The organism is Paracraurococcus lichenis (assembly GCF_030657435.1).
In the GTDB taxonomy this organism is placed as follows: Bacteria; Pseudomonadota; Alphaproteobacteria; order Acetobacterales; family Acetobacteraceae; genus Paracraurococcus; species Paracraurococcus lichenis.
Map to the genome: position 1 here is coordinate 1 of NZ_JAUTWS010000240.1, position 2,546 is coordinate 2,546.

General features: G+C 66.3%; 3 protein-coding genes. 1 reads left to right on the forward strand and 2 read right to left on the reverse strand.

Annotated features, from left to right (window positions below):
* Positions 1 to 24: 24 nt before the first annotated feature.
* Positions 25 to 381, reverse strand: coding sequence for a hypothetical protein (locus Q7A36_RS39290; protein WP_305109227.1), 357 nt, complete (start codon positions 379 to 381; stop codon positions 25 to 27).
* A gap of 821 nt (positions 382 to 1,202) precedes the next feature.
* Here Q7A36_RS39290 and Q7A36_RS39295 point away from each other — a divergent pair.
* Positions 1,203 to 1,481 carry a hypothetical protein gene (locus Q7A36_RS39295; protein ID WP_305109229.1) on the forward strand — a complete coding sequence of 93 codons (279 nt, stop codon included), beginning with the start codon at positions 1,203 to 1,205 and terminating at the stop codon, positions 1,479 to 1,481.
* 53 nt (positions 1,482 to 1,534) lie between these two features.
* Here the strand turns inward: Q7A36_RS39295 and Q7A36_RS39300 are convergent, their stop codons facing one another.
* Entirely contained in the window at positions 1,535 to 2,242 is a 708-nt protein-coding gene (locus tag Q7A36_RS39300) for a recombinase family protein (protein WP_305109230.1), read from the reverse strand.
* Between the last annotated feature and the right edge of the window lie 304 nt (positions 2,243 to 2,546).

Consider the following 2,546-nt stretch of genomic DNA (forward strand, 5'->3'; position numbering starts at 1 on the left):
CCGGGAACAGGCTGCCGCGTGCAATCACGCGGCGCCGTCCGCGCGCATGAAGTCGCGCAGGGCGGATCGGGCCGTCGCCGCAAGCCTACCATTGCCCAGCACAGCAAGTGCCACCTCTGCCTTGGCGCAGCGCCCGGCATGGGTATGGGCCACGCTGGCCGCGATCTCCTCCTCTAGAGCGTCGAGGTCCATCTGGAGCACACGAATGCGGTCGAAGTAGCCGCGCGGCTTGAGGCGGAAGCTCTCCGTGACCTTGTCGTGCAGGGCCATGAAGTGGTCGCAGAAGCCGAGCAGAATGGCGTCAGGGTGCGATGTGGCCAGGTCGTCCACCAGACCATTTAGGGTCGACACGCTGGCCGGGGCGACGAAGACGACCGGCAAGGGTGGTGCAGGCTTCCGGCGACGGCGCGGAGGGGAGGTTTCGCTGCCCATGATCCATCTTAGGTTGAAGAATGCAGCGCACCACCTCGCCCTTCCGGGTTGCTGGCAGGTGAATCCGGCAGGGCGGCGAAGGCAATGGCGAGAGCGGAGTATGTCATGCCGCCCAGTCGCTCATGTCGGCCTCGGATCGAAAAGCACGCCAGCGCGAGCACACGTAGCTTTCTGCGCAACCATCAAAGATCGTTCTCGAAACATTAGTGTTACAACGACATTTAGCAGCCCCGTCGGTTCTCCGGCGGGGCCATTTCAGCCCCCATAACATAAGCGGCGGTCTGCTTAAGTTTCTACTCATGGAGCGAGAGCGAGCGATACCCAGGGTCGATTGGGCCGAGGTGCCGGCTGGGCAGTTCAGAGCGCGGATTGCTCTGGTGACCGGCTACCGCCTTGCCGTAGTCGGCGGCGGAGACGCCTGGTTCTGGCGCTTCTCACGCGACGACCGCACCCAGCGGCACGGCCGTTAGCCTCTACGCGGCGACAACGGTCCTGGAGCGCCTTCTGGCGCAGCAGTCACCCATCGAGGCGACCTGAAGAGCAGCGTTGCGGAGCTATTCGCCTCCGTCGTCAATCTCTCAGGTGCCGTTAACGTTTTGCTATACAACCAATGGTTTTAAAACTGAGGCCGTTCTGGCATATCGCCAACCGGCCTTGTTGCAGTGCGGGATGTCTCCACTGCGGAAGGGCACTCCGAAGGGCGAGGACTGAATGTCTCCGCTGCAGCGCAGGAAGCACCAGAAGGTGTTTCCTGCTGAGGAGATCAGGCTGTGATTTCTCTGGTTATGACCATCGCTGACCATAGACACCGATCGCACCGGCAGAAGTTGGAGTGGGAGAGCGCGCCCAAACAGGCCGCTCTTCTTGGCATCGGCGCGCCGCCGGCCGAGGCTTCCTCGGCACAGATGCGGCTGCATGTGACCCTGGATCCAGAGACACACATCCTGTGCATGGGGGGCGGGGCAACTGCGCCGGGCCGTGTGCCCGACCGCTACGGAGCGGCGACCGGCTTCTCTCAGCAGCAGGTGGCGCTCGACGTTCAGGCTTGATGGCCGGTCTTCGCCTTCTCGGCGGATGTAGCCGCGCAGCACCGGCAGGCTGATCAAGCCGCCCGCATCTGCAGCCGCCGCACCGTGGCCGGATACCATGCCTCCCGGCCGCTCGGCGTCGGGATGCCGCGGGCGGTCAGCGCCTTCGCCACGCCCTCCAGGGTCGTCACCCCGGCGGCGCGGATCTCGGCCAGGATCGGCGCCAGGTCGACGGCACATGCCGTGGCCTGCTCCGACTTCGCGGCAGCCGCAGCCCTCGCCGCGTCGGGCGTGCCGGCGCGCAGGGTCGGGTTGCCCAGCTTCACGCCGCGCGCCTTGGCTGCGGCCAGCGCCGCCTTGGTCCGCTGCGCTATCAGCCCCGCCTCGAGTTCGGCGACGGCCGCCATCTGGGTGATGAGGAACTTCCTGACCGGGCCGGCCGGCACGGTGGGCAGGTCGCAGAAGATCACTCCACCCTCGCCCGAGCCCTCCACGATGGACAGCAGGAACCGGGCATTGCGGGCCAGGCGGTCCAGCTTGGCGATGACCAGGGTGGCCCGCTGCGCCCGGCAGGCGGCGAGTGCCTTGGCCAGCTCCGGGCGATCGTTCCTTTTGCCGCTCTCCACCTCGGTGAAGCTGGCCAGGATGGCCCCACCGGCACCGGCGACATGGCGCTGCACGGCGTCACGTTGCGCCTCCAGGCCGAGGCCGCTGCGGCCCTGCCGGTCGGTCGAGACCCGGTGATAGGCGATGAAGCGGACCGGGGCGGTGGTGGGGAGCATGGCTTTGTCGAATCCAATCGCTAGTCTCGGAGACATGGTGGTGCCGAAGCGGGCGGCGGCGGAAACGCAGCCGCATACCGGCCCGGTAGCAACGCAGCCTCCTTCACCGGCCAGTGCCGCTGAACCAGTCGCCGGGCTAGGCAAGGCGCTCACCGTGAAGCTGGATCCGGACCTCTACCGCCGATTGCGACGCCTTTGCGTGCAGCGCGAAGAGGCAACGGGCCGACGCGTGACACATCAAGAGGTCATGGTCGAAGCGTTGCGCCACCTCTTAGCGGCGGAACGGTAACAGGTGACAAAAAAA

What these genes read in the sequence shown, in the direction of transcription:
- Q7A36_RS39300 (WP_305109230.1), bottom strand. Translation starts at nt 2,242, where the DNA reads ATGCTCCCCACCACCGCCCCGGTCCGCTTCATCGCCTATCACCGGGTC.